At 50.1% G+C, this 26,961-nt stretch carries 20 protein-coding genes and 1 CRISPR repeat array; of the genes, 5 read left to right on the top strand and 15 right to left on the bottom strand.

Annotation, left to right across the window (positions count from 1 at the left end; all coding sequences use genetic code 11):
• Positions 1-49 precede the first annotated feature (49 nt).
• Entirely contained in the window at positions 50-334 is a 285-nt protein-coding gene (locus tag LQZ19_RS13735; RefSeq protein ID WP_411048246.1) for an addiction module antidote protein, read from the top strand.
• 128 nt (positions 335-462) lie between these two features.
• Positions 463-2,503: direct repeats of the CRISPR family, unit length 28 nt; unit sequence GAAACACCCCCACGTGTGTGGGGAAAAC.
• Positions 2,504-2,517: 14 nt separating this feature from the next.
• On the opposite strand, the gene cas2e is transcribed toward LQZ19_RS13735, so the two are convergent.
• The 8 genes from cas2e to cas3 are packed head-to-tail and all read right to left on the bottom strand — an operon-like array spanning position 2,518 to position 11,108.
• Positions 2,518-2,844, bottom strand: a complete 327-nt coding sequence (gene cas2e, locus LQZ19_RS13730; protein ID WP_411048245.1) for a type I-E CRISPR-associated endoribonuclease Cas2e — start codon at positions 2,842-2,844, stop codon at positions 2,518-2,520.
• Positions 2,822-3,748: a type I-E CRISPR-associated endonuclease Cas1e gene (gene cas1e, locus LQZ19_RS13725; protein WP_411048244.1), complete on the bottom strand. Its 927-nt coding sequence runs from the start codon at positions 3,746-3,748 to the stop codon at positions 2,822-2,824. The genes cas2e and cas1e overlap by 23 nt, the downstream gene beginning before the upstream one ends.
• Positions 3,741-4,490, bottom strand: coding sequence for a type I-E CRISPR-associated protein Cas5/CasD (cas5e, locus tag LQZ19_RS13720; RefSeq protein ID WP_411048243.1), 750 nt, complete (start codon positions 4,488-4,490; stop codon positions 3,741-3,743). The genes cas1e and cas5e overlap by 8 nt, the downstream gene beginning before the upstream one ends.
• Complete coding sequence (gene cas7e, locus LQZ19_RS13715) at positions 4,487-5,647, bottom strand: type I-E CRISPR-associated protein Cas7/Cse4/CasC (protein WP_411048242.1); 1,161 nt, start codon at positions 5,645-5,647, stop codon at positions 4,487-4,489. The genes cas5e and cas7e overlap by 4 nt, the downstream gene beginning before the upstream one ends.
• 32 nt (positions 5,648-5,679) lie before the next feature.
• Entirely contained in the window at positions 5,680-6,267 is a 588-nt protein-coding gene (gene cas6e / locus LQZ19_RS13710; RefSeq protein ID WP_411048241.1) for a type I-E CRISPR-associated protein Cas6/Cse3/CasE, read from the bottom strand.
• Complete coding sequence (gene casB / locus LQZ19_RS13705) at positions 6,264-6,818, bottom strand: type I-E CRISPR-associated protein Cse2/CasB (protein WP_411048240.1); 555 nt, start codon at positions 6,816-6,818, stop codon at positions 6,264-6,266. The genes cas6e and casB overlap by 4 nt, the downstream gene beginning before the upstream one ends.
• Positions 6,819-6,846: 28 nt before the next feature.
• Positions 6,847-8,433: a type I-E CRISPR-associated protein Cse1/CasA gene (gene casA / locus LQZ19_RS13700; RefSeq protein WP_411048239.1), complete on the bottom strand. Its 1,587-nt coding sequence runs from the start codon at positions 8,431-8,433 to the stop codon at positions 6,847-6,849.
• Between the two features lie 5 nt (positions 8,434-8,438).
• Positions 8,439-11,108 (bottom strand): CRISPR-associated helicase Cas3', encoded by a 2,670-nt coding sequence (gene cas3, locus LQZ19_RS13695; RefSeq protein WP_411048238.1) that lies wholly within the window; start codon positions 11,106-11,108, stop codon positions 8,439-8,441.
• Positions 11,109-11,291: 183 nt separating this feature from the next.
• On the opposite strand from cas3, the gene LQZ19_RS13690 reads away from it, so the two are divergent.
• The gene (locus LQZ19_RS13690) at positions 11,292-11,909 is read left to right on the top strand and encodes a CdiA C-terminal domain-containing protein (RefSeq protein ID WP_411048237.1); all 618 of its coding nucleotides are present in this window, start codon (positions 11,292-11,294) and stop codon (positions 11,907-11,909) included.
• Positions 11,910-12,071: 162 nt separating this feature from the next.
• Here the strand turns inward: LQZ19_RS13690 and LQZ19_RS13685 are convergent, their stop codons facing one another.
• From LQZ19_RS13685 to LQZ19_RS13670, 4 genes are read right to left on the bottom strand one after another with little or no spacing between them, the layout of a single operon-like run.
• Positions 12,072-13,055: an oligopeptide/dipeptide ABC transporter ATP-binding protein gene (locus LQZ19_RS13685; RefSeq protein WP_411048236.1), complete on the bottom strand. Its 984-nt coding sequence runs from the start codon at positions 13,053-13,055 to the stop codon at positions 12,072-12,074.
• Entirely contained in the window at positions 13,056-15,242 is a 2,187-nt protein-coding gene (locus LQZ19_RS13680; RefSeq protein ID WP_411048235.1) for a dipeptide/oligopeptide/nickel ABC transporter permease/ATP-binding protein, read from the bottom strand.
• A 7-nt stretch (positions 15,243-15,249) separates the two neighbouring features.
• Positions 15,250-16,350 (bottom strand): ABC transporter permease, encoded by a 1,101-nt coding sequence (locus tag LQZ19_RS13675; protein ID WP_411048247.1) that lies wholly within the window; start codon positions 16,348-16,350, stop codon positions 15,250-15,252.
• Positions 16,351-16,355: 5 nt separating this feature from the next.
• Positions 16,356-18,179, bottom strand: coding sequence for an ABC transporter substrate-binding protein (locus LQZ19_RS13670; RefSeq protein WP_411048234.1), 1,824 nt, complete (start codon positions 18,177-18,179; stop codon positions 16,356-16,358).
• Between the two features lie 147 nt (positions 18,180-18,326).
• Here LQZ19_RS13670 and hisD point away from each other — a divergent pair, with 147 nt between their 5' ends.
• Both hisD and LQZ19_RS13660 read left to right on the top strand, forming a co-directional pair.
• Complete coding sequence (gene hisD, locus LQZ19_RS13665) at positions 18,327-19,610, top strand: histidinol dehydrogenase (protein WP_411048233.1); 1,284 nt, start codon at positions 18,327-18,329, stop codon at positions 19,608-19,610.
• A 142-nt stretch (positions 19,611-19,752) separates the two neighbouring features.
• Positions 19,753-22,995, top strand: a complete 3,243-nt coding sequence (locus LQZ19_RS13660) for an ATP-binding protein (RefSeq protein WP_411048232.1) — start codon at positions 19,753-19,755, stop codon at positions 22,993-22,995.
• A gap of 15 nt (positions 22,996-23,010) precedes the next feature.
• Here LQZ19_RS13660 and LQZ19_RS13655 read toward each other — a convergent pair whose 3' ends face one another.
• From LQZ19_RS13655 to LQZ19_RS13645, 3 genes are read right to left on the bottom strand one after another with little or no spacing between them, the layout of a single operon-like run.
• Entirely contained in the window at positions 23,011-23,898 is an 888-nt protein-coding gene (locus LQZ19_RS13655) for a polymerase (RefSeq protein ID WP_411048231.1), read from the bottom strand.
• Positions 23,899-23,908: 10 nt separating this feature from the next.
• Positions 23,909-25,264: a lytic transglycosylase domain-containing protein gene (locus LQZ19_RS13650; RefSeq protein WP_411048230.1), complete on the bottom strand. Its 1,356-nt coding sequence runs from the start codon at positions 25,262-25,264 to the stop codon at positions 23,909-23,911.
• Complete coding sequence (locus tag LQZ19_RS13645) at positions 25,225-26,244, bottom strand: tetratricopeptide repeat protein (RefSeq protein ID WP_411048229.1); 1,020 nt, start codon at positions 26,242-26,244, stop codon at positions 25,225-25,227. The genes LQZ19_RS13650 and LQZ19_RS13645 overlap by 40 nt, the downstream gene beginning before the upstream one ends.
• Before the next feature lie 146 nt (positions 26,245-26,390).
• On the opposite strand from LQZ19_RS13645, the gene LQZ19_RS13640 reads away from it, so the two are divergent.
• Positions 26,391-26,960, top strand: coding sequence for a LiaI-LiaF-like domain-containing protein (locus tag LQZ19_RS13640; protein WP_411048228.1), 570 nt, complete (start codon positions 26,391-26,393; stop codon positions 26,958-26,960).
• Position 26,961 lies beyond the last annotated feature (1 nt).

Raw genomic sequence — 26,961 nt, 5'->3', positions numbered from 1 at the left:
TTAACGCCGGCGCCGAAGTTGTCGCTAGGGCGTAGGGAAGAGAAAGACGGTGGCAACAACTAAGTGGGATTTGACAGATTTCATAGATTCCAAGAAGGATGTGATCGCAAACATTGAGGCAGCACTTGAGGAAAACGATCCGGAATATCTGTTTGAAGTCATTGGTGCTCTTGCCAGATCAAAAGACATGACTGAAATAGCCAAGGAACTTAATGTCACCCGTGAAAGTCTTTACAGATCAATATCTCCGGATGGCAACCCGTCATTTGCAACGGTTATAAAATTATTGGATGTGCTTGGGTTACAATTATCCGTTAAACAGAAAATCGCCTAAAGATACCACATCCATATGTGTGTGAGGAAAATGAGTTGTACCGGCCCCACAGGGGCACGATGTAGGAAATGCTCCCGTGGTGGGGGTGGGGAAAACCAAGCAAGAACGCACGCACGTGGTTTAAACGTGGAAACACCCCACGAGTGTGGGGAAAACAGCAAGGATATTACACTTGCCCGGATTGCGGAAGAAACACCCCCACGTGTGTGGGGAAAACACACCGATGTTTTGAGCGATACGGTCTTCGATAGAAACACCCCCACGTGTGTGGGGAAAACTTTTCCTCGGAATGAAGCCTGGTAGCTTCCGTAGAAACACCCCCACGTGTGTGGGGAAAACGCAAGCCCCCGGGCTTCCTGAACAGCCCCGGTGGAAACACCCCCACGTGTGTGGGGAAAACCCTTGGAGCCCAGCGAAAAAGACAAAAAACTTAGAAACACCCCCACGTGTGTGGGGAAAACCTTACTGTCTATTTCCAGTATTAAACGGCTTAAGAAACACCCCCACGTGTGTGGGGAAAACCTTACCCTGGATGATATAGGTACTCACAATAAAGAAACACCCCCACGTGTGTGGGGAAAACCTCGACCCTTAACGCCTGCGCCTTGATGTCGTAGAAACACCCCCACGTGTGTGGGGAAAACCCAGCTGATTCTGATCATGGATGGAAGGGGGTAGAAACACCCCCACGTGTGTGGGGAAAACCTTTTTACATGGTAAAACTTGTCAGCTCCAGTGGAAACACCCCCACGTGTGTGGGGAAAACATCAGCTCCATACAGAGCCGGGGGACTTACTGGGAAACACCCCCACGTGTGTGGGGAAAACGCAATCATCATGGAAAGTTTCTTGAGAAGCGTAGAAACACCCCCACGTGTGTGGGGAAAACAAACGAAAGCCCCGTCGAAATTGCCGTAGGGCAGAAACACCCCCACGTGTGTGGGGAAAACAAACAAAGTCCCGTCTTCCGTCAACAACCCAAAGAAACACCCCCACGTGTGTGGGGAAAACTCATCTAGGGGATTCATCTCCTCCCGGTTTACAGAAACACCCCCACGTGTGTGGGGAAAACCCGGAATGGTAGTCCAGTATGTCTAGCGATATGGAAACACCCCCACGTGTGTGGGGAAAACTTACCATCTTCGATTTCCACAACTGTAGGGTTAGAAACACCCCCACGTGTGTGGGGAAAACAATTACCAAAAACCAGTACCCCACAAGGAGGGAGAAACACCCCCACGTGTGTGGGGAAAACCCCGGATGGGCGCCCATATCGGGCCGGCCATAAGAAACACCCCCACGTGTGTGGGGAAAACCCCTTTATAGCAGAAGCCAGCATTACCTGCGTAGAAACACCCCCACGTGTGTGGGGAAAACGGACACACCGCAGCGCCATGAGGGCTTTGCGGGGAAACACCCCCACGTGTGTGGGGAAAACGAAAACCAGTATTGCCTAAAATTATTTCGGCTAGAAACACCCCCACGTGTGTGGGGAAAACCCTCCTTAACTCGCTAAAAATGTGAGATAGCCGGAAACACCCCCACGTGTGTGGGGAAAACTCTTTCTGGCCGCATCGACTACCACCTCTGATAGAAACACCCCCACGTGTGTGGGGAAAACGCCATGACCCGATATGGAACAATGACAAGCTGAGAAACACCCCCACGTGTGTGGGGAAAACAATCTCCCGCTTTATCGCTCCCAGGGTCTGGTAGAAACACCCCCACGTGTGTGGGGAAAACCCCACTACGGGGGTCCCGGCATGAAGCCGCTCAGAAACACCCCCACGTGTGTGGGGAAAACGCAACGGAATTCAGCGTCCCTTTGGCTTTGGGGGAAACACCCCCACGTGTGTGGGGAAAACTTGCTGTATCAACCGATGGGAAGCGGCTGCATAGAAACACCCCCACGTGTGTGGGGAAAACCTGCTCATTCACTCGCCGGGATTCGTGGATATAGAAACACCCCCACGTGTGTGGGGAAAACTTTAGTCTTTTTAGGCCGTCCGCCCTTGGATACGAAACACCCCCACGTGTGTGGGGAAAACTAAAATGAACAATAAGAATAAATTTCTTGGATAGAAACACCCCCACGTGTGTGGGGAAAACGTACCTGAACCAACTTCACCAATCGATGAGTTGGAAACACCCCCACGTGTGTGGGGAAAACCCCAGCATCTGGGGCTATTGAAGAGTTTGTTCCGCTGTATATAGTGTTTTTTCTCTGGAGGATAAATTTTTTTCAATAATTAGTTGAAGTCCGTCAATGTCGGTGATTTGCTTTGTATGATCGCCAATTCCCCATATTTTATATCCGGGGGAACGGTTGATCCTTTGAAAGATTAGAAGTCCTGATTCGGGAGGGCAGGATTTATTGAGATAGGTAACCACTGTATCAGCAACGGAATCCTTTATACCGGAAACAAAAATATTGGGACGAGGTTCGATAAACCAAAGCTTCATACGTCCCCGGACTGCGGGTGGTAAATCATTGGCTATCACTACCAGCATTTTTCCCTCCCACTATAAAGTCAGGGATATCATTCCCTATCTGCTCTAATAATTTCATTTCAATTATCCGCTTTCTGAATTCATCGGAAACCTTATGCCTATTATACAATCCGCCCATTTTTATGGTCAAGGAGAAAGCAAGATCGATGCAGAGCTTTTCCTTATAAATGTCAGCCATATCATAAACAAAGGGTAGAGGGCTTCCTGTATGAATAAACCCAATATGGGGAGAATAACCCATACCATATATTGCCGATGTAAGTAGTCCATATAAAGCAGCATTCATGGCGGTAAGGATTTTATTAGTTAAATCTCCCAGCTCAAATTTTCCGGGAATATAACTGCGGCCTTTCCAGCCGCAACCATATTCTTTTGCTTTTTGCTCATAGAGTCCCCGAACCCTGTATCCTTCCATGCCCATCATTTCTTTAAGGGATTTTCCTGATAAATCAGCAGTGGGAAATCGGCGGAAAAACATACGACGGGCAACTTCAGTCTGGGCTTTCTTATCCGAAGCCGCGATCATCTGGGTTCTGAAGTTTCTGGTGTTAGCTGTTGGACTCTGACCAACTGCGTAGAATAACAAGCTGTCTTCACCTACCCAGCATACGGTACAGTTTGCCGCGGCCATAACCTTTACCGCTTCATGGGTGATGCTGGTTCCTGGGCCAAGTAAGATCGTATTGATGGTAGCGATGGGAAGCCTGATAACATTACCTTCACTATCTATCCATTTAACACTGCTGTCATCAATTTCAAGCCTGCCTCGTTCAAGATAGATAAAGGGATATTTATCTTTTATTTGAGGTAAGCTTTCCCGGGTGATCTTAATAAACAGCCGCTGCCCTTCCTTTTTTTGTTCTTCCAGATGAACAGCGGTGTTGTCAGAAGTAGTGTCACTCATGGGGCGGTATCGTTACCCGGCGATCCCGATATTGTTTAACCGGACCGAACTGAATGGGTACATCATTGAGGGTAAGGATTTCCCCTTCGGCTTCCCCGGAAACTACCCGGAAATCTTCAACCAAATCAAAATCCTGATTTAATTTCTTCTTTTCGTCCAATAGCTTCGCTATTGCGGCAATAGCTTCTTCTTCGGTATTGAAGATATTTCCATCCCGAAAGACAAAATCAGTAGGGACGCAGTTCTTTCTGCCCAAATAAATATCAAATTCCGGATTCAACAGGGCTTCTGCAAAAGTATCCACCCGCTTTTCGGGAACCTCCAGGATAACCGCGAACCGGGCATCCTGCAGATAATACCGGTAGGTCATCTTTGTCCCTGGCCCATTAGGTTTTTTCCCCGCCGCTGTTTTTGGGATCATCAGGGACTGCCAGGGATCTGAATCGTCATACCCGCTGCCGACCATATGGAAATCCATCAGGGTGGTTTCCCGTTCTCTTTTTACATTTTCCCCATTTTTTTTATCCGATCTAACATAGGAGATGACGGTCTGCCTTAGGGGCGCCATTTCTGCAAGCAGCTCCCGTTGTTCGCCCGAGGCTCCCAGGGCGGCGCAGAGTAAACCCAGGACCCCTGACTTAGTCGGAAAGTCCATGGTATCCCGGCGTCCGAATTTTGAATCAGCCCCCCAGGATTGCAAAGGGGCTTCAAACCATAAAAGCAGCCAGCGGGTACGCATCATTTAACCTTTGCGGCTTTTTGGATTTCCGCACTAAGATGATCGATGGAAAAATCCTCATTTTCGCCAAAGTCAAATTCTACAATCTTGCCAAAGAGTGATCCGGCAAGTTTCTCCTGTTTACCAACATAAGCCTTAAGGTATTCAATACTCGGTTCAAGGAATCCTCCGCCCTGGTTTTTGACAGGGGCTTCAAAGGGAACCTGTAAGCGCTGTCCCTTGCGGACAAATACCTTGGCGTATTCCCAGGGGGAGGCCCCTGATTGCGTGGTTTGGCGAGCGGAAGGAACTGCTGTATAGAGGGCCTTGGTAAAAGCATCAATGGCCTGGGGGATAAACTCGCCACTTCCCAGGGTGCTATACAACTGCCCCAGATCCAAGGATATATAGCGGTAATAGGTGGCGGAGTTGAATTCCAGGCTACCCATGTGGGCGGACCCCTGCTCGGTGGAATTATCATCCAGGGCGGTGAAAAATTCCACTTCGTTTGTCACCTTATGGGTGGAAATAGCATGGGAAAAGGATGCGGCGGCTTCCACATTCAGTTCCGCCGCCTGGGCTACCATGCGTCCGAAAAGGGCAATGTCAAGGCCGTCAAGATTTTTGGCATTTTCCAATTTTTGTTTTCCGATAATTTCGGCTAGCTCTTTTGCTTGTTTTTTGGAGTCTGATTGAGTGATAAGTTCCCTGGGTTTAAATTTTTTTTCCTTGAACTTTTTTGCAATAAGCGAAACCTCGGCAGGAGCAAAAAATAACAGGGTATCGCTCTTTCCGACATCTTCCACAGCAGCATCTTCTTGATCGGCTTCTTTTTTGTCGGAACTTTTTTTTGCGGAATCGGCCTTTTTTATAAAAATATTTTCAATTAAATCACCGCATTCTTTGGCCTGCGCTTCACTTGCTCCTTCCGCTTTACAGGCGTTCCCGATAAGTGTGGAAATCAATTTGGTTCTGCTTCCCAGGGTGATACCGCAGTCACGCAAGGCAAGTCGTACCTGCCGTTTCCAGCATTGGCTGCTAACCCGCGCCCGGGTAACTCCGCCAACTTGTGCGGTTTTTGGCGAATTTACATCGTCCCGGTTAAGGCATGATACGGGGAATGACTGGAGGATATGGTATTCCACCCGCACATTCTTGAAGGGATTTTCATTGGTATTCATATTCTTGCTCCTTCTAAAAAATTATATTCTGGTTAATCCTGTAAAGGAATTATCTCTAATAACCCAAAACCGAAACTTTTCCCACGGCCTATGCCCTGTTCAAAACTTTTGATAAAAAGGGACCGGTCGTTTACCCGCAATTTACCGATAAAATTGACCACGTTCTGAGTTACCTGGCCGTTCTGTTTATCGAAGGTCTGAACCCCCGTAAACTGTATCTGTAAACTTTCCCGTTCCGTTACGAAGCCCCATCTTTCCGATTTTGAACAGAACCATTCAGCTAAATTCTCCTTTCCCATTATGGGAACTATTTTACCTCCGTTCTTTTCCCGTTTGGTGGGGTTAAGGCGAATTTCAAAACCGTAATGATCCTGATTGAGAAAAGGTTCAGGGATATTTTTCGATTCAATCGTTCCATAATCCGGTTTTTCCGGTGATCGTTTTGATAAAATTAAAATCTGCCTTTCATTAAAATTGCCCCCCTTATCAACGAATATAAAATCCCGGCCATCACCTGTTTTTGGAAAAAGGGAATAGACTGCCCTGTGTATGCCGTAGGGATCATTTATCCTGAGTTTTTCAAAATCTGATCGGCTGAGCTTAAGGAGCGATGCGATCATTCTTCGGCCTCCTTTATACCTTGATAGAAATTCTTTGCCCAGCGTGGTTTAATTTGTTCGTTGAATTTTTCATCATCCACTAACAGATCCTTTAAAAGATGTATATAATTAATGGGAATTGTGCCGCCGTCGGAATTAATAAGATTAAGCATGGGGCGTAGTATGGTGCAAGCCTCCTCAGTGGTGTCACAGGCGATCAGGCGGATAAATCTTGCCTTCGCAGCCTTGTCAATGCCATATTCATCATTATTATTCCTGCCCTTTGCAGAATAATAGACATTTAAAGCAGCGCCTATTTCAAGATGACCGTTAGCCTTGGGAGGATTCCCCGATTTTGCAAGTGCGGAGCCTATCAAGGCAAAGGCTTTTAGTTCTTTTTCATTAGTAATATCGCAATATCTGGTAAAATGTTGCCAGCTCTTGGATATGCCTTTAGTATCAGTATTGGCCATACGCATGGCTGGGCGAAAAGCGGTATCCCTACTCTTTTTTGTTTCATCATCTTGTAATTTATGGATCACCATGTTTACAAAACCATCCGGATTTGCCATATCATTCCTCCTATGTTTTTCCTTTTGCTTATAGTACCGCAGCTTTGTTTTCTTTTTTCTCGTAAAAGTTCTTCACCCTGGCGTAATTATGCGCCCATGCTTGTGTCTGCCTCGCTGTTTTATGAGGACAGCTTTTATCATAGGCGGTATAAACGCAGTGGATAAAATATTTTCCAATGCTTTCAGCATCCCCATCTTTGTCATGTAGAGAAATATCAACTAGTTTTTGGTATTTCCGTTCACAAAGCTGCCAGAATAATTCCTTGGCGCTTTTTGCATACGAAGCGGCATTGAGATTTAACTCATTGCAATACCTTGAAACTATTTTATAGAGATAGTCGGAGAGTTTTTCAAGCCGGTTAATATTTTGCTCCAATGTAAGGAAACCACCTTCCAGGTAGGAAGAAACTATGCGTGTTTCGGATTGCACAAAATCATCATCCTGTTTTATTGATTGATCTCCGGAGTTTGCCCGTACCTTAACACCTCCTGACCAGATGCCGATATTCATTTTCTTGTTCTTTATTCTTTTTAAGGTATACGCAAGCTGTTCACAGGTAAACTTATCATCCTTGGCGCTTAAAAACGAAAGCAAGGAGCTAATTTCCCGCCAAGGTTTCTTGTGGGGATCTACCCAGAGGAGTTTCCCGGTATTTTCATTAACACACATACTGGGTTCCCGCCATCCGTTTTTATGACTGAGGTACTGTATACCCTCCGCATAGTATATCCCGTCCCCTTCAAGTAAAACGAAACGACTCATGGCGACAAGACGACCCATGTAGGAATCCCTTAATTTTCGAGCCTGTTCACAGTCTTCCCCTAAGGGCATTCTTTCCCAGGGCGGCAAGACCTTTTTTTTATATTTAAACATGGAAGAATCTTCAATGTATTCCTGGGTAAACATATTTAACCAAAGGGTGTTTATAATATCTGAACCGGTAATAAAGGAATGGAGGTATCCCCAGTGGTTGCCTATGCTGGGGCCTGATTTAGCAGAAACAGTTTTGCCCGAATAACCCTGAGTGAAAGGTTCCAGGTCCTTTTCCACTCGTTTTCCCCCAAAGGCAAAATTCATCAGGGTAACAATAAAAAGAGCTTTTTCTGCATCGGAAAGTTTATGGGATATTTGCCCTTCTGTCAAAATAGTGTTGTTATCTGAAGGTAGATCCGGGTAATATCCCGGTCCAATATCCTTGGGTTGTGCATTTGATTCCGCAACTGCTTCTTTTGTCCCACTGGTCAATTCGGCGTTTTTTCTTGCCAGTATCTTTTTCTTTATGGCGGGCATTTGCAGAAAGGGTTTGTCGCCGTAAAGCCAGAAACAATCCCGGAGTTCTTCCAGATATGGGGGTACTTTCTTTGCAAGTCCATCAGGTCCCATTGCATCCCAGTCCTCATCATCCTCTGGGGTATAGGCGGATTGGCAAATCGCAAGGAGCAGTTTTAACAGGGCAGTTTTCTGTACCGGGTTTCCCCCCAGGGCTTGCGGATAGGGCTTTTTAAATATACCCCGCAAACTTACATACCCCTTGTTTTCAATAGGTATCCATGGCTCATCCACCAAATTGAAGGTGTTTTCTATCTTTGATTTTCCCCCCATATTTTTAAGCATCCTCCTTATTTGACCAAATACCCAATTTCATTTGTATATGATAAGGCAGAATCGGATATTTTGGTACCATTAATTCCCGTAAGTTCTCCGGTTTTCTTAACAATCGCAATCCGAAGCGTTTCTTCCCCATGATCCGGCGATCCGGTATAGATATACTCTCTGAACCGGTCAAGGGTTTTTTGATTCGCTGGCAGCGGCGCCTTGTAAACCGGTACGGTAACAATATGTTTGTGTAATTTCGCAGATTGTCTCCTCCATTCTTTTTGTTCTTCCTTGGTTCCCTGTTTTAGCCCTCGTTTGAGATTAAGTTTTATAATCTTTGAATCGTTGGGATCATCGGGAGATAGAACCAACGATATATCACCGTTATCATGATAATAAGGTTCTGAATAAAATAAAAGTACCTCAATGGTTTCTATTTCCGAATAACGGGTCTTATGATTTTCATTTGACGTGTCAAAAAAACTATAAGAATGTCCGTTTCGAACTTCCATACCCGTATCGGGCAAAGTTTTTATGTGTAAATCCGTTGTACGTAAGGCAAAAATTTCAAGGATGGAGCGTTTTTTCTGTAAATTTCCTTTGAGCCAGTCAAGGGGAGCTTTCTCGTTCCGTTCGGCGTAGGTTGCTTCAACCAAAGGGCGTATATCTTCGGGGAGGGTCAAGCTGGTCAGGTCCCGCCATATTTCGATGGTTCTTAATAACACATAGGGATCATAAACATAGGATGTTTTACCTAATTCCTGGTTAAAGACGTTTTCTGTCTTTTTATTGTATCCCGCCAGAACCTTCTCGTATTCCGGCATGAGTATCCACGCTTCACAATGGGCCTCTGCCGGACGGACCGTATCATTGTGACGCCAGAGCCGTCCTATGCGCTGCAGGAGCATATCCGTAGGACAGATCCGGGTAACTAGAAAATCTGCGTCAATGTCCAGGGATTGTTCCAGTACCTGGGTTCCCACGAGAATACGTCCGCATTCCTGCCGCCGTTCCTTTCCCTTTTCTCCGAAAAGATCTACCCACTTATCTTCGTTTTCTTTTCGATCATGTTTTGTAAACCGGGAATGAAGCAATCCGAATTCAACCGTAATAGTTAAATTGCCTATCCGCCCAGTAAAATCAGAGTACCGTTTTTGGGCCTCATCAACGGTGTTTTCTATCCATAATATTTGTTGGCCCTGTTCCGCCCGTTTAAGAGCTTCCTCGAAAGCTGCATCATCGGAAACATTTTTTATAGACACATGAGGACTGCCGGTACTTTCCACCGTACTTTTTGCCGGGATTTCCTGCATACCCTTTTCCCGGTCAGTTAATACGCTAATGAGAGGGTAGGGAGAACTAGCGCCGAAATTTTGCTCATCTAAATTGAGGATCTTATTTTTTCTTTCCCCGGTTAAGGTGGCGCTTAAAATGATTACCGTACAGCCCATTTTTTCAAGCCATTTTACCAGGGTATCAAGCAGGGTTCCGGTATAGCTGTCGTAGGAATGGACTTCATCAAGGATCACTACTTTTCCCATAAGGCCAAAGGTTCGGATAAACCCATATTTGACATTCATCACCGCCATCAGGGCCTGATCGATGGTCCCCACCCCGAATGGGGCGAGGATACGCCGTTTCCCGCTGTGGAACCAGTCCTTGCCGGGGGCGCCAGCTTTTCCCATTTCGGTCTCAGTTATCCAGGCGGAACTATGAACCAGTACTGATTTCGGGAGAGACGAATTTTCTTCCAACACCTTATCCAGAAACTCTTCGAACCTGGTGTATATCTTGTCTGAAGTAAGCTGGGTAGGCAGGGCAAAATATATCCCCGATGCTTTACCGGAAGCGTAGAGCCTGTAGGCCGCATAGAGGGCTGCTTCGGTCTTGCCCATGCCCATGGGCGCTTCAAGCACATAAACACCGGGAGTGCTGACGGTGTCTATAAAGGCGGATTGGGCGGGCCGTGGAGATTTATTGTTAAAAATATACTCAAAGCTAAGATCCTTTTTCATCCTGGGAAGAACAAACCCAGCTTGATCAAGTGCTTCCTGAACCCGGGCAGGTAAACCGCTGATCTGCCTAACATCAGTAATAGTATCAAAATTAGATCCCGATCCGATCCAATCGCTGACACTGGTAAGCCCTGAAAGGAGGGCAGCATGAACTTTGTCTTTTACCGTGGGCCAGCCAACGCCAAAATGCTCCATAAGCTTTTGAAGCAGTTTTTCCCGCTGTTTTTGCCATTCCGGCCCGCCAAAATGTTCATAATTTGATTTGAAGTACTCTGGTGAAAGATACCCATGGTGACGTCCTGCAATCTGGGGTATAAATTTAGGGCTTCCATCCAAAGCTGCCAAGCTGACCCCTGCGTGGCCTTTCCAGGGTTTATCCCTTTCGGGATTGGATGGATGCCCGCTTATAGCGTCTTGAAGCCTCGTCTGGAAAAGCGGGTAGACCTTGCCAATGTCATGGCTAGCTGCGATAAGTTCACTGCCGGACGGGAAAAATTGTTCACGAATTTCCGGAATAAAACGTTGAATCAAAGCTTTGGAGATCTCGCCGACTATAATACAGTGGCCAAGAACATCTATTCCAGGCTTAATTTGTCCGTTTTCAGAAGCGATAGTCTTGGCTAGACAATCTAATAAAGAAGGTATATTATTTAATATATCAAATAAACCATTCTTCATAAAAATATGGTAACTCAATACAGATAGATTTGTCAAGAATAAAATATCTGCATTTATACATTTCCTCATGCATTATGGGGGTGTTTCTGGTTTCTTTGAAATAGACCTGTTTAAAGGTAGCTTTTCCCCACCTCTGTGGGGGTGTTTCCGTGTAATGTCAAGCTCAGGGAGTGTTGGACTAAAATGGGAAAATTATCAATCAAATTAGATAATGAGCTTTTAAAGCAGCAGAAAGCGGCGGCGGAACAAGCCCAGAGAGAGAGAAATGCCAAAGCAACCGCTGACAGGGCAAAAAAGGATTTTCCCAATGAAACATGGTTGGGTACCAATGATGTAAAACTCAATCACGTAAATCTGCCTAAGAATTTGGATGGGATCAGTATAGCCAAATCGAAATTCCCCATGAATAAGGACGATGAGAAAACTCTTTTGAAGGAAGTCAAACAGGCCAAGATTTTGGCTGATAAGGGAGGAATCATCAATCTCATTCAGAAAGTCAGGGATAGTCTGGGTAATTATGTCCATGGCCCGGATGCTATTGTTAATGGCTGGTATGCAGAATTTAAAACCGTAACCGGAAGTCTTGGTAAAGTCGAAAGACGGTTCCGTGAATCAAGAGTCCAGAGCGAAAATATATTCCTCAAAATCGACAATAAAAAGCTTTCAAAGCATGATGTGATAAACAAGATTCGACACGTTCTTAAAGATCCGGAATACACAGGCGGCACTAAGGGGAATTTGATTATCAACCTTTCCCAAACAAAAAAGACATATTTTATAAGGATTACGGATTTAAAGTAAAAAAATCGGGGAGTCTTTCGACCCCCCGCAAGCTCCCGAGGCTACAATGCCGCCTCGAGAAGTGGCATCTTAAATATACGCCTTTTTAGGCCGTCCTGTCAAGGCATCACGGGCGTGCGGCGATCAGGCTTGCAAAATAGCAGGTGTTCCCTACCTGGGTTTTTACGCCCTAAAACACCGCACCCTGTGTCCCGCCCCTCCGCTTTCCCGCATATCCGGGTGTTCCCGGCGGCAGTGTTCATCCGCCAGGGGACAGCGCTCGGCAAAGGCGCAGCCTGAAAGTTCGGTGACCGGGGTACGTACTTCACCCTTCAGCAGCGCTGAGGGCTGTGCAGGACCGCCGCTGGCAGCGGTGTCCGGCGTTCCGGCGACGGAGGAGAAGAGTAGCTTGGTGTAGGGGTGCAGACAGGTTTGGTAGAGATCCGCCGCTGCCGCTTCTTCCATGAGTTCACCCCGGTACATTACACCGATACGGTCGCAGAAATACGACGAGACTTTGAGATCGTGGGCAATGAACAGGAATGACAAATTACGCCGACGGCGTATATCCAGCAGGAGGTTGAGGATCTGGCCTTGGATGGATACGTCCAGGGCGGAAACTACTTCGTCGCAGATCAGCAGCTCCGGCTGCAGCAGGAGGCCGCGGGCTATGGAGATGCGCTGGCGCTGGCCGCCGGAAAATTCCGCTGGCCGCCGTTCCAGATCCGAGGCGGAAAGGCCTACCTCTTCCAATATGGCCGCCGCTTCTTCCCGGGCTTTCTTTTCCCCGGGCCAGTCGGAAGAGTAACGGTATCCGGCGATAAGCACTTCGTAGACGCTCATCCGGGGGTTAAGGGAACGGGCGGGGTCCTGGAAAACGTACTTAACCTTTTCCCGGTATTTTTTTAGTTCGCCTCCCTTAAGGCTCTTGACATCAACAGTATCCTTAAAGGTGATAGTTCCGCTGTCGCTTTCGTACATCCGCACCAGGAGCCGGGCGGTGGTGGTCTTGCCGCAGCCCGATTCCCCTACCAGGCCGTAGGATTCGTTTTGGCCTATGGAAAAGGAAACGTCATTTACCGCATAGACAAAGCGGCCGAAACGGGCGAAGAAACCCGCTTCCAGGTTAAAGCGTTTACGCAGATTTTCTACGGTGATCACAGGCATCTAAACATCCGCCTTTTGTAATACATTGTGTATGACACATCGTATTACACGGTCTTCGGTCTGAACCAGGGGCGGGATGCCTTGGGTACATTCCTGCCCGGCTTCGGCGCAGCGGGGGGCGAAGGGACAGCCTGGTTCCGGGTTTGCGGGGTCCGTTACCCTGCCGGGAATAGAAAGCAGCCTGGTCTGCACATAGTGGCTGCCGAAGCGCGGGGACGCGGCCAGCAATGCTTTGGTGTAGGGGTGGTAAACAGTGCCCGTTCCCTGCGTGACGCTCGCTCCTTGCGTGGCGCCGGCGCCGGTGAAGGCCGGTGCAGGGCCGCCTTCCATAATCAGCCCGCCGTACATTACCAGGATACGGTCTGAGATATCCGCCACTAAATCTATGTCGTGGCTGATAAATATAATCGATATTTGCCGGGTTTTCCGCAGGGTCTTCAGCAGATCTACTATCTGAGCCTGGATGGTTACGTCCAGGGCGGTGGTGGGCTCGTCGGCGATGAGGAGCTCGCAGGACTGGGCTAGGGCCAGGGCTATACCGATACGCTGGAGCTGGCCCCCGGAGAACTGGTGGGGAAAATTGGAGAGCCGCTCCCGGCCATTGGGAAGCCCGGTTTCGGCTAACAGGGCCGTTGCCTTTTCCATGGCCTCTTCTTTGGTAATAGCAGGATTGCTGTTGCGGAAGGTTTCGTAAAAAACGCTTCCTATATTTTGCAGGGGATCGTAGGACCGGCCCGGCTCCTGGAATATCATGCCTATCTTTTTCCCCCGGTATGTCCGCAGGGCTTCTACATCAAGTCCCTTCAGTTCCCGACCTTCGTACAAAATGGAACCCGATACTTTGGCGCTCTTGGGGTGCAGCCCCGGTATCGCCTGGGTGGTAACGCTCTTCCCGGACCCGCTTTCCCCAACAATGCCCAGTATTTCCCCCCGCTTGAGCGTAAAGGAAACTCCCCGTACCGCCTGTACCAAAATTGTTTCCTGCCCACGGAGCACAGAAAAACTAACCGATAGATCTTTCACGGAAAGTAAGGGGGACGATGAGGAATCATCCGGGAGGATTTTATCATTTCTCAATCCCTCTTGTGCGGCTTCGAACGGAAGCTTCGACTTTTTCTTATCCCTGTGCCGCCGGAAAACTGTGTGATAGGGGTCGTAGAAATCCCGCAGTACGTCCCCCAGGAAGTTAAAGGCCAGGGTAACCGTCAGGAGGAACCAGACCGGGGAGAGCAGCCAGGGAAAGTTGCGGAGATTGCTCAGGGTGGAAATGTCGCGGCGGATGAGGGAACCCCAGCTTACGGCGGGGTCCACGATACCCAGTCCCAGGTAGGAAAGGGTGGTCTCGGTCATGATAAAGCCCGGTACCGAGAGGGCTATGCTTACAATAAGGAGGCTGGCGATCTGGGGGATGATGTGCCCCAGGATTATTACCGGAGAAGGGATCATTTCAAGCTGGGCGTTCATTACGAATTCTTCACGCTTAATGGCATGGACCATACCGCGTATGGTACGGGCGGAACCGGGCCAGCCTACCAGGGAAAGTATCACGGTGATCATCATATAGGATTGGCCTGAATCCATGTTGCTTGATAAGAGGGATCGCAGGAAAAGTATCAGATAGAGCCCGGGGATGAGCATGAAAAATTCGGAGAAACGCATCACCGTCCAGTCGGTAAGGCCGCCAAAGAAGCCGGAGACGCCGCCCAGGATCATAGCCAGGAACAGGGATATGGCGGTGGCGATGAAGCCGATGGTGAGGGATATCCTCGAACCGTAGACGATGCGGGAGAAAATATCCCGGCCCAGGTGGTCCGCCCCCATAAGGAAGATGGGGTAGACGCCGCCTGACCCCACGGGACCGGTGGTGAAGAGGTGCCGTTCCGCGGGGATGAGGCCAAAGAGCTTGTAGGGCTCGCCCTTACCGAAGACGTGTACCTTTTCGTAGGCGGCCTTGACCCGGGCGTATTTCCAGTTTACCGAGTTGATCACCCGGGCTTCCTGGGCCATGGGACCGGCGCTTGAGAAACGCAGGTTCGGCGGATGGTAGATCCTATTTTCCATTACGGTGGTCGGTTTATAGGGAGCGATGAATTCAGCGAAAATCATTATCAGATAGAGGAGCAGTATTACTATCAGGGAGACCAAACCCAGGGGGCGGGCCTTCAGGTAGTTTAAGAAGCGTTTCATATTGCCCTTACTCCCTTCCGTACCGTATGCGGGGGTCCACCACCGCAAGAAGTATGTCCGCCAGAACCATCCCCAGGAGGACCAGGAAGGATACGAACATAATATTGGCAAGCACCAGATTAATATCTTCCTGGAGCACCGCTTCGTACATGAGCCGCCCGATGCCGGGGTAAGCGAAGATGATCTCCAATATCAGGGAACCGGAAAAGAGATCGGCCAGGAGATTGGCGCTCCCGGTGATGTAGGGGTTCAGGGTGTTCCGGAATGCGTGGTTAAAGTAGACCCGCCATTCTCCGATGCCCCGGGCCCGGAGGCTTGTGATGTATGGCTGCCCAAGCTGGTCCAGCATGGTGGCCCGGATCATCCGCAGGGTTCCTCCGATGCCGCCGAGGAAGGAGGCCAGGAGGGGGAGGAAGATATGGTGGGCATAGGAGAAGACAAAGCCGCCGGGGTTTGAGGCAAAGGGGAAGGGCGGATAGGCGGTGACCGGAAAGAGCCCGGTTACGGAGGCGAAGAGCTGCAGTAATATTAACATGAGCATCCCCGGGAATGAGTGAAGCATCAGGGCAAAGAAGCTTATGGCCAGATCCGCATGGGTACCCGCTTTGGTAGAAAAGTAGACACCCAGAAAAAATGAGAAGAAGGTGATTAATACCAGGGATATGAGGTTTAGTAAAATTGAGTTCGGCAGCCGGGAGGCGATGAGGAAGGATACCGGCGCGCGGCTGATAAGGCTCTGTCCAAGGTCGCCGTGGAAGATCACCCGTTCGATCCAGCGGAAATACTGGACGTAGAAGGGCTGGTCCAGACCGAGCGCCGTCCGCCGGGCTTCCAATTGTTCCATCGACATGGCCTGCTGGTTCTGTCCAATACTGCCCCCCCGGGACTTGGTCTCGGAGAAAAGCTGCTGCATCATAATCTGATCCACAATGTCCCCGGGCGCCAGCTCCATGAGGCCGAAGATGGCCAGGCCTAAGATAAAGAGCATCACCGCCATGGTAATAAATCTATTCAGAATATAGGAAACCAGGGGCGCCTTTTGTTTAAAAAGGTAGAAGGGTTTTACTATCCGTTCCCCAATCCGCCGAAAAAAGCCCAACAGGTTCATGGTGTTCACGGCCTTAGGAATATATGGTTTGTTTCAAAACCATTCAGACTATCAAAGTAGACATTCGATTGATCCCAGCGGTTCCGCAGGGCTGTAAAACTTCTGGGCCGTACCAGATAAATTAACGGGCATTGTTCCAGGAGTATGCCCTGGAACTCATCCCAATAGATCTTTGCCCGTACCGGATCCACCGTAAAGGCCCCTTCGTTGTAAAGGTAATCGATCCGGGCCTCCCAGTCCGTGGCGGGGCTTTCCTGCTGGGGATACCACATATGCAGATTTCCGTTGGAAGCCCAGACATTACTCCCCTGGCTGGGGAAAATTTGGGACCCGCTCAGTCCCATGATTAGAGATTCCCAGTCAAAGGTATTGAACATTTGTTCTACTATCTTCTGAAAATCCAGGACCCGGATATTTATTTTAATACCAACTTTGCTGAGCTCATCCGTAATTATTGATGCAATGTCGTTCATTATCGTACTTTCCGAGCGGATGGTCAGATTAAATTCAATTGCCCGGTTTTTTTCATCCCGCATTATCCCTGCGCTATCCCGCTTGATGCCGATAGAGGCAAGCAGTTTTTCTGCACCCTCCGGGCTATAGGTATACTGAAGGATAATCGCCGGGTCATAATAGCGGTTTGGTTCAGGGAAGAGGCCGAGTTTCGGCAGGGCAAGCCCCCGGTACACTTGGGAAATAATCCGGTCCCGGTTTAAAAGGCGGCTCATGGCCTGGCGGAATTCTTTTTTGGTAAACCATTCATACTGGGGGCTGTCCTTATTTTTAGGATTTTGGTTAAAGGTCCAGAAACTCGCCCCCAGGGCGCCTTCGTCGTGGTACATCGTATAATCGGCGTTTGCCTTGTTTACCAGTTCATCCAGATCCTCCGGGCGGGGGGAATAGGTTTCGGTTTCGCCCTCCTTAAAGAGCAGGAACTGGGTATTTTCATCCGGGATGATACGGACAATTTCTTCTTCGTAATAGGGTATGGCGTTTCCGTTAGTATCCCTGTCCCAATAATCGGGGTTGCGCTTATACACCAGCCGTTGTCCCGCGGTATATTCGGTCAGAAACCACTTTCCCATGGAGGGTATATTTTTAGGATCAGTGTTTACGCCGAAAAGGTCCATCACCCCCTGGACGCCCCGTTCCCGTTTGGCCTCCTGGTAAGCGGCGCGGGGGGCAATCTCCCCGTTGGTTGCCAGCAGCGGTTCCGCCACTATCCGGGGAAAATGAAACGCAAAGCGCCGGTCATCAATTTTTTCGATATCGATATGGGCTTCACTGCCGTCCGTCATGGTGAGAAACTGCTGGTAATAGCCGGAACTCTGGAAGGCGGGATCACCGTCTATCTCGTTGTACCAGAAGATCACATCATCACTGGTAACCTTAATTTTTCTGTCCGAGCCATAGTAGCTCCAGTACAAATCATCCCGGAGGGTATAGATCACATCCAGTGTATCCGCCGCCTCATCGGTGATTATCTCAAAGGACACGCAGCGGGGCTTCCATTCCCGAGTAAGGGGATCGTAATCCAGGAGATAATCCTGCATGGCCGTTACCACCCCTGCGGTTACCGAATCCTGCTGGGCAATGAGGATATTAAAACTTTTCGGGTCCTGATTCATATCGCTGTTCCAGGTTCCTGCGACCCTGCCGGGAACAAAATCCTCCCCCCGCCATGGCTTGGAAACGGTTTTTTCCAGGATCTCCTTAACCCCCGCCGGGGTAAGGGCATTAATATCCTCCAGGGAAAGCTCGTCATTCCGGGAGCAGGAAGGAATCGCCAGTAAGGCGAGTAAACCGATAAGGGGGATGTATTTCTTCATGGGTTAATAATAGCCGGGAGGGGAGGGGGGTGTCAACGGACCACACGGACTAATACGGCCTTTGTGTGGTTATTCATAATTTGGAATAGCCGGCTACCTTGACAACATGCTTTTAGTAGTTTAGTTTTGTACAGCATTGGGGGAAAAATGGGTATACGAACGATCAAAGAGGCGGAGAAAAAAACCTACCGGCGGGATCAGGAATTAACCAGAACCGTGATGAACATCATTGATGATGTGCGGACCCACGGAGAAGCGGCCCTTATTTCTTATGCGGAAAAATTTGATCATATTAAAATCCCCGGCGTCAAGGTTGACAGCAGCGCTATTACGAATGCCTACAAACAGATTCCCGAAGAAACGGTAAAGCACATTAGTTTTGCCGCAGGCCGTATCCGCGACTTTGCAAAAAAACAACTCGATTGCATCAAGCCCCTCCATTATACAAGTGATATTCCCGGGGTCGAACTGGGGCACCGGCTGGTTCCGGTGGAGAGATGCGGCTGCTATATTCCCAGCGGACGCTACCCCCTGCCGAGTACCGCACTCATGAGCGTGGCGGTGGCGAAGGTCGCCGGGGTTAAGTACGTAGCCGCCTGTTCCCCCCCGGTGGCGGGACACGGCGCCATACATCCGGCGGTGCTGGTTGCCATGGATATCGCCGGGGCGGATGAGATTTTCTGTATGGGCGGAGCCCAGGCCATTGCCGCCTATGCCTACGGCGCGGGGGCGGTGTCAAAGATGGACCTTATCGTGGGGCCGGGTAACCGTTTTGTAACCGAGGCGAAACGGCAGGTGCTTGGAGACGTGGGGATAGACAGCCTTGCCGGGCCGAGCGAAGTCCTGATCATCGCCGATGGAAGCGCCAACCCCGTGCATATCGCCATCGACCTCCTGGCCCAGGCGGAGCATGACCCTAACGCAAAACCCATTCTGATCAGTATCGATCAGGGGATCATCGACAGGTCCCTGAAGGAATTGGAACGTCTCCTCAAGGACCTTCCAACCAGGGAGGTGGCCATTCAGTCCTGGACCGATAACGGGGCTGTCTTTTTTGCCGACAGTATTGATGACGCTATCGCTTTTTCCAATGAGATCGCTCCGGAACATCTTGAGGTGCAGGTCGAGCCGGGGATTGAACGGGATGTGGCGGATAAGCTGCTGCATTACGGTTCCCTGTTTGTGGGCCACTATGCGCCGGTGGCCTTCGGCGATTTTGTATCCGGTACGAACCATACGCTCCCCACCATGTCCACCGCCCGGTATTCCAACGGCGTTTGGGTGGGGACCTTTATCAAAGTACCCTTCCATCAGTTTGTTTCCCGGGAGGGATGTAAAAGACTTTCGATCCCCGCCATGCATTTCGCCGAAACGGAAGGACTGTACGCGCACAGGGATTCTGTCCGCCTCCGGGTGGAGGAAACAGAGTAATGGGCGATACGGAACATCACCAAGCTCTACGACGGGGTTAATTGCCCCCTGCCCCGGAAGGCCCGTAGTCATATAATGTAAACAAATGATATAAGTAAATATGCAATATGCGCGCCGGGTGTTTTTATGCGGTTTAATGCTCATGGCATCGGTTTTAAACGCCGAGCCACAAAACTCCTCCCTGTATGTTGACCTGAGAACCTGCCCCCTCTATGTAAAATCCGGTTTTTCCCCCGCCGACATTTTGAGCAGGCCCGATAATTCTTCCGGAGCATGGCGGGTAATAGAAGATCCCGCCGCTTCCATGCTGGTACGGGATCTCGGGCTTCCGGATGTCCCCCACCGCAGGTTCCTTTCCCCTTTCGGAAGGCCGGTGCAGGAATTTACCTTTCTTATCCCCTTTAGCCTCCCAAGCGGAACCGCCCTTGGGACGGATACCATGCCGATACCGGGTTTGTATTTGGCAAGCATAGGGGATAACTGGGAGATATACCTTAACGGCCATATAGTAAAATCGGAGATGCACCTGGATCCGGATGGCAGCATTATTTCCTACCGGAGCATGAGGAAGATTTTTTTCCCCCTGGATAGGAGCCTTTTTATTCCGGGGGAAAATATTCTGGGTTTTAGAATTGTAGGGGATCCGACCTCGGGTTCTGCAGGGCTCTTCTATATTTCCCCGTATTACATTGATGAGTATGCTAAAATCGCCATGCGGTACAATGAGTTCCTGACCGCCGCCTTTATTGGGGTGTATGTTTTGGTGGGGATTTATCATTTATTGATGTTTTTTACCCGCAAAGAAGATCGCTATAACATGTACTATAGCCTGCTTTCGGGGATCACCGGCCTTTATTTCTTTATGCGCACCTATTTTGTGTACCAGCTTATCCCTGATACCGTTCTTATATGGCATTTGGAATATTTCTCTGCATTTATGATATTGCCCCTGGGGACTTTTTTCCTGGAAAGTTTTTTCCGGAAAAAAATCCGCAGGGTAACCTGGATTTACTGCGCCGTATGTGTCCTGCTTGCGCTCATTCAAATAACGTTTTCCCGTGTTTTTATGGACGATGTTCTCAGGCTCTGGCAGATGGTATTCATGCCCGCAGGGTTACTTCTCATAATCTATGATATTGGCCGCCTCGTTGTACTGGCGTACCAGGAAGCTAAAAAGCATACCCCCGGAGGGATGTCTTTTCTGTCCCGGTTTGCGGCTAATATTTTTCAAGAGTCCGCTGTGGGCAGCTTGATCATAGGGATTGTAATAGCCTTGGGCTTTGCTGTTTTTGATGTACTCGACTCCCTCTTCCTGCATTATAGTCTTACCCTCTCCCGTTACAGCTTTTTTGTGTTTGTTGCCGGGGCAACCATGATTATGATCCGCAGAATCGGCTTTTTATATAATCAGCTGGACGATACCAATACGGTTTTGGAAGACACCAACCAGACTTTGGAACAGCAGCTAAAAGCCCTGATGGAAGCCGAACGGGTGTCCCAGGCAAAAAGCAGCTTCCTTGCCAATACCAGCCACGAGATACGCACCCCCATGAACGCCATCCTGGGGATGACGGAGCTGATACTCCGGAAGGATATAAGCCCGGATGTATACGAAGACGCCCTGAGCATCAAACAGGCGGGATCAAACCTGCTTTCCGTGATCAACGATATTCTGGACTTCTCCAAGATTGAATCGGGCAAGCTGGACCTGGTGGAGTCCGACTACCAGCTGGGCTCGGTGATTAACGATGTGATCAGTATTGTCCGCACCAGGCTGAGTGAAAAACCCATATTGTTCACCGTGGATATCGACGGAAAACTCCCCGACCATTTGATCGGCGACGAAGTACGCTTCCGGCAGATCCTTATGAACCTCCTCTCCAATGCGGTTAAATATACCCGGGAGGGGCGTATCATCCTTGTCGTCAACGGGGAAGTTCAGGATGACCGGATCATTCTCGCGGTTTCGGTCACCGATACGGGCATTGGCATTAAGCCGGAGGATATGGACAAATTGTTCAGTGAATTCCAGCAGCTTGATACCCACAAAAACAAGAGCATTGATGGAACCGGCCTGGGGCTTGCCATAAGCCGCAACCTTTGCCGCCTCATGGGCGGGGATATTACCGTAAGCAGCGTATACGGTAAGGGCAGTGTCTTTGCCGCCACCATTCCCCAGGGGATACTGGATCCGGAACCATTGGCGGCGATAGAAGACCCTGAAACAAAGATGGTGCTGCTCTATGAAAGCCGGAGGGAATACGCCGAATCCCTGGTCCGTTCTTTTGTGAACCTGGGAGTGCCGGTAACAGCCGCCGTTGATGCGGAAGGGCTTGTTCGGGAACTTCTGGGAAACCCCTATTCTTTTGCCTTTGTATGCGCCCCGGCGGTTGAAGAGGCCCAGTCCATTATCCAGGATCTATCCCTGCCCACAAAGCTGGTCTTCCTGGCGAGCCAGGGGGAGATTTCTTCCTTCAAAAATATCCCTATTATCAGCATGCCCGCCCATACCCTGTCCCTGGCCAATATGATTAACGAAAAAACCTATGCCTCTTATCACAACAAATCCGGCGTGCGGTTTACCGCCCCTGATGTCCGCCTTCTCATCGTTGATGATATTGTCACCAACCTGGTTGTAGCCAAGGGGCTCCTGAGCGTATATCAAGTGGATATCGACATCGCTACAAGCGGAAGGAAAGCCATAGAGCTGATACAGAAGAACCGTTATGATTTAGTATTTATAGATCATATGATGCCGGAAATGGACGGTATTGAAACAACTGCGGCGATCCGGGCCCTGGAAGCTTCGCCTCCGATGGAGGCGTCCTATTTTCAAACCCTTCCCATCATTGCCCTTACCGCAAACGCGATGACGGGGATGAAGGAAATGTTTTTATCAAAGGGCTTTAATGATTACCTCTCCAAACCTATTGAAATCTCCAAACTTGACGGGATGATGCACAAATGGATCCCCCCTGAAAAACGGGTAAAACCGGCGCCGGAAACCGATGAGGAAGGGATAACCGAAACCACGGATATCTATATTGACGGGGTAGATACCGCTAAAGGGATAGACCTTACCGGAGGAACGGAAGAGGGGTATCGGAACATCCTGCAAATCTTTTGCCTGGACGCCGCCTCGCAGACGGAGTACCTTAAGTCTGTACCGGCTGTAGAGCAGATGCCCCTCTTTATTAATGCGGTTCACAGCATCAAGGGCATTGCCGCCAGCATAGGCGCCGATACCCTTTCAAGTGAAGCCCTGACCCTGGAAATGGCCGGAAAAAACCTGGACATGGAAACCATAACCCGGCATTTGGCCGACTTTACGGAAAACCTTCTGGTAATGACCGAACGGATACAGGCGTTTCTTAAAGGTCCTTAATTACCGGATTCCTGCCTATTCCTGCGCCAGGGGATTCTTCAGGACATCTTGGTTTAGCATAAGGGCGACCCGGCCTTCACGCAGGAGCCGGAGGTTTTCCTCCGAGGAAAGGATGATAAGCGCATCCTCCCGGTCGATAATGGGATCAGTTGGGCGTATACCGTATACGCCCCGGGCTATGATCCGCAGGGGGTTGTTCCCCACCAGGGCGGCGAGTTCCGGGCTGAGTCCCGAGGGGGTGGGGCGGAAGACCCCGGATTCCGTTACATAGCGGACCATACTGGTGGTCCGCGCAGTATCGGTGTTCATCATATTCCGTTCGTATATCAGGTTCATGTCCGTATCCCAGATCTTAGGAAACAGGCAGGGGAGTACCAGGCTCCCGGCATTCCGGCCCCGTATCGGCAGGGTTTCCCCTGCCAGGATGATGATCCCCGTGTAGGATGCGGCGGGTATGGGCCGCAGGGGACGGGTGATATCCATAGGGCGGCTGTGCCGGATAAGCGCCGCCCCGATGCGCCTTAGGTCTATGGTATAGGAAGCGGTAAGGGAAGTCATGTCTGTGGAAAGCGCCGGGGGAATCCTGCGGGCGCCGAGGGCGATGTTCCCTACGTTCTGGAGGGTAAATTCTCCCCGATCAATCAGATCCCCCACGGTACTGGAGGAATCCACCGGGATAGACAAAATGGAGGGCCTTACCAGCCGGGGATATTCGGTGGAGAGCATCTCCTCCGCCTGGGCTCTTCCGGTGGGCAGCCGTATCCCTGCGGAACTTAAATTCAGGGCTACGGAAGCGGTAATCTCCATGGTCTCCCATTCCACCGCCCCCACAATACCCAGGTCCTGCCCGTAAACCCCCAGTGAGACGTATATCAGTATTGAAAAGAAAATGCCCTTCTTCAACCCAAAGCTCCTATCTAATTATCGGCGTTTTCAGGATTCTTCCCTCACGCAGTACATCATTTAAGCCCATGTTGTTGGCATCCGCCAGGGATTGGGGGTCTACTTCATAGGCCAGGGCGATGGACCAGAGGGTTTCTCCCCGCTTAACCAGGTGGGTCCCCTCAAAAACGAGGTTCCCGCTTCCCCCTGCGGGTTGCCGCTGATAGGGGCCGGCGTTGGTGATGGCGGGAATGCGGAGTTTTTTACCGATTTGGAGAAACCGCGCTTCGGCGCCGGGATTGGCGGCCAGTATCTGGTCCACACTCAGGCGGTAATGCTGGGCCAGGGCGGAGATGGTATCCCCGTAGCCTATGGTATGGAAGTGGTAGCGGATCAGGGATAGATCCTCCCGTTCCAGCGCCGCAAGTACCGCCGGGACGTCCGCCTGGGGTACCTTGAGCTGGTAGCCCTTTACCGGCGGGGTTATGGTATACCGGAGTTCCGGGTTTCCTTTTTTAAGCATATCCCGGTCTATCCCGGCGTATTCCGCCAACAGTTCCAGGTCTATCGAGCGGTCCAGACTAATCCTGGTCCACTGGGGATCCTCCGGCCAGGGAGGCGAAAAGCCGAATTGCCGGGGGTTGGATAAAATATAGGAGACCGCCAATAGTTTGGGAACATAGTGGATGGTTTCGGTTTTCAGGAGCCGCCGTTCCGACAGGGTCCAATAGTCCCTGACGCCGGTTTGCTGTACCAGACGGTTGACCCCGCCCATTCCCGCGTTGTATGCCGCCAAAGCCAGGGGCCAGTCTCCCAGCTGTTTGTAATTGTCCTCCAGCTTTTTCAGAGCTCCCTGGGTAGATTTCCAGAAGTCCATCCGCTCATCCGCGTAGTCGGTGATCCCCATGCCATAGCCGCCTATGCTGTTCCGCATAAACTGCCAGAGCCCGGCAGCCCCGGATCTGCTTACCGCCGTGGTCAGGAAGCCCGATTCGATTACCGGCAGGTAGACCAGTTCCGGGGGCAGGTTCCGCTCCCGTACTTCCCGAAGTATGAAACCCAGGTAGGGACCGCCCCGATCCATCACCGCCCTTAACCAGGCCAGGCCGCCGCTTGCGGAGTATTGCCGTATATACCGCTGGGTCAGGGGATTATCCAGCCCCGGTATGGAGGAGGGGAGCTTCTCATTTGACTGGCCGCCCTGGGTTTGGCGGATAAACCGCTCCGGCTTGGCGCTGGGGACCTGCCGCTGGGATCGGGATGGGGATTCAAACTCCGGGGTTTCAGCCCCAAGCTGTACCGCAGCCATCAGGATCAGCGCTATGGTTAAATTGGGGAAGAGGCGGGTCAGAATTTTTCCCCGTAGTAGATCCCCGCCCATTCCCATCGGCCATGAATTTCCGGGTCCGAGGGAAAGTTGATCTTCCGGAAATAGAGGTACCAGGTGGAAATATACTGGGACCAGCCCCAGGTACGGAGGTAGGCTTCGCTGGCGTTAGAATTGGTATCCAGCTCCGCGGCGTAGCGGATCTGGTTACTCATCATAAAATCCGAAAGGTTGAATTCCGCCATCCCCGAATTATCCCGGTCTTCCTGTCCCCAGGACCGGGCAAAGAAATTGACCTTAGCCTGATAGCGCCGCAGCTGCCAACTGCTCCCGTTGTCCAGGGCGCTGCGGACCGCGCTTAGGAGGGAGTTGAGGTTTTCAAAGGTCCAGTCTTTGCGGGAATTGTTAAAGTCCACCAGATGTTTGGCATAATTGTCCGCCTCGGGGAAGCCTGGGATTACGGTTCCATAGTACGGAAGGAATTGGGTATAGGCCTGGATAGCCCTGTTCCACTCGCCGATCCGTTCATAGGCCTGGCCCAGCATAAAGTAGGTAAGCCCCGGATCGATCTTCTCGGGAAACCGGGAAATCAGCTCCTGGTAGTACCAGACCCGCTGTTCCGGATTATCCGTAAGGGTGATCAGCTGGTTAAGGCAGATTAGATGGATTGATTCGCCCCGGAGGGTTAGGTCGGGATAATTTTTTACGATCAAATCAAAGTACAATGCCGACATGGCGTAGGCTTCCTGCTGGGTATAGGCATAGGCGGTCATGAGCAGGTAATAGGCGGAGTAGGGATCTTCCGGGTGGGTATAGGTCCAGGAGGTAAGAAAGTTAATCAAACGGCCGTATTCCTTTAATTGGGCATACTCATTGGCAATTTCCCTGACCACCGAAAATTGTTCCTCCCCGCTCTGGGCTTCCCGGGCCAATAGGCTGAAGAGATCCAGAAACACATCCTGCTGATCCTTGGTCCCGGTGAGGTAATAGGGATCTACGCCCCCATTAATATTCCGGGAATCTCCGGTAGCGCATACCATCAGGGTGCCAAGCAAAAGAAATACAAGGAAAAACCGCCATAGGCGGGGCAGCACAGCTAAGTGCGAAAAACTAAATCGCACCGGCTGATCCTATCATAGTGTTTTCCCATTGGCAAGCAAAGCAAAGTATTGCTATACTTGATAGTATGGATCGCTTAACTGTCCGCAAAATTACCGCACGTATTGCATTTATCATCGGACTCCTCCTTATGTTCTTCGGGAGCGCCTTTTTATTGGGGACCCTGGAGGGGACTACCCGTTTTTCCGTACTAAGGGCTTTCTTCTTTGTCATTATCGGCGCTCTTTGCGCTTTTTTTGCGATAAAATTGAATAAACGATCCGTTTATTTGTTTTTTGCCACCTTTTTTCTGCTGGTAGGGTTTTTCCTCTTCCTTTCCGCCCTCCGCATTATTCCTTTTTCCTTTTCCCGGGGATGGCCTCTGTTGTCCGTATTTGCCGGGCTTGCCCTTTTACCCGCAGGCTGGCATCGTTTTGGGGCAATACGTATTCGCTATGTGGTTCCTGCGGTGGCATTTGTCTTACTGGGCTGTATCCTGATGATTTTTTCATTCCACCTGGCCCCCTTTTCTTTTAAGCACTTTGTAATTAACTGGTGGCCCCTCCTGGTAGTCCTCATTGGCCTAATCCTTGTTCTCATATCCCTGGGTACTAATAAAAATAATTCCGGAGCCCCTACGGACGCTTCAAAACCGTAAT

Source organism: Treponema primitia (assembly GCF_046533075.1).
Classification (GTDB): domain Bacteria; phylum Spirochaetota; class Spirochaetia; order Treponematales; family Breznakiellaceae; genus Termitinema; species Termitinema primitia_B.
The sequence above is the reverse complement of the archived record's forward strand: the minus strand, read 5'-3'. Positions and strand labels throughout refer to the sequence as shown.